This is a genomic window from Nitrosomonas sp. Nm58, assembly GCF_900107335.1.
Lineage (GTDB): Bacteria > Pseudomonadota > Gammaproteobacteria > Burkholderiales > Nitrosomonadaceae > Nitrosomonas.
This window is the reverse complement of the sequence record NZ_FNPQ01000121.1, coordinates 1-1202: the sequence shown is the minus strand read 5'-3', so window position 1 is coordinate 1202 and position 1202 is coordinate 1. Positions and strand designations below refer to the sequence as shown.

Sequence of the window (1202 nt, the reverse complement as noted above, 5' to 3'; positions counted from 1 at the left end):
TCTACTCAATAATTTTAGCTACGACACCAGCCCCAACAGTTCTACCACCCTCACGAATTGCAAAACGCAACCCCTCCTCCATCGCAATTGGCGCAATAAGGTTCACAGTTACCGAAATATTATCCCCCGGCATCACCATCTCAGTTCCCGATGGCAACTCTATCGATCCCGTTACGTCAGTTGTACGAAAATAAAATTGAGGACGATACCCCGCAAAAAATGGTGTATGCCGCCCGCCTTCTTCCTTGCTTAGAACATATATCTCAGCCGTAAACTTTGTATGCGGCAGAATGCTCCCAGGTTTCGCCAGCACCTGACCGCGCTCAACCTCTTCACGCTTCGTACCTCGCAGCAATATCCCAACATTGTCGCCGGCCTGCCCCTGATCAAGCAGCTTCCTAAACATCTCCACTCCAGTGCAGACTGTCTTCAATGTCGGCCTTAATCCCACGATCTCAATCTCGTCACTTACCTTAACGATACCTCGCTCCACACGCCCCGTTACAACCGTACCTCGCCCAGATATTGAAAACACATCTTCTACCGGCATAATAAATGCCCCATCTATAGCTCGCTGCGGCTCAGGGATATAACTATCCAACGCGTCCGCTAATTTAAATATCGATGGCTCTCCAATATCACTCTGATCTCCCTCCAGCGCCTTCAATGCCGAGCCTATAATAATCGGTGTATCATCTCCAGGAAAATCGTACTTGGACAATAATTCCCGTATCTCCATCTCCACCAGCTCCAGCAACTCGGCATCATCCACCATATCCGCCTTGTTCATATAGACAATGATGTATGGCACCCCAACCTGCCTTGCTAGCAAGATATGCTCACGCGTCTGCGGCATCGGCCCATCAGCCGCTGATACCACCAAGATAGCCCCATCCATCTGTGCCGCACCTGTGATCATGTTTTTCACATAATCCGCATGACCAGGACAATCCACATGCGCATAGTGACGTTTTTCCGTCTCATATTCGACGTGAGATGTATTAATGGTAATCCCCCGCGCACGCTCCTCTGGCGCAGAATCAATCTGAGCATACGACTTCGCTTCACCACCAAATTTCTTCGTCAATACCATCGTAATCGCCGCCGTCAATGTCGTCTTCCCATGATCAACATGACCTATCGTGCCAACGTTTATATGCGGCTTCAATCGCTCAAATTTACTCTTCGCCATGCTATATCCT

At 49.2% G+C, this 1202-nt stretch carries 1 protein-coding gene; it reads right to left on the bottom strand.

What is annotated here, in order from left to right; translation table 11 throughout:
* Nucleotide 1: 1 nt before the first annotated feature.
* Nucleotides 2-1192, bottom strand: a complete 1191-nt coding sequence (gene tuf / locus BLW34_RS15325; RefSeq protein ID WP_090581420.1) for an elongation factor Tu — start codon at nucleotides 1190-1192, stop codon at nucleotides 2-4.
* Between the last annotated feature and the right edge of the window lie 10 nt (nucleotides 1193-1202).

Coding starts and splice junctions, on each gene's coding strand:
- tuf (WP_090581420.1), bottom strand. CDS start 1,192: ATGGCGAAGAGTAAATTTGAGCGATTGAAGCCGCATATAAACGTTGGC.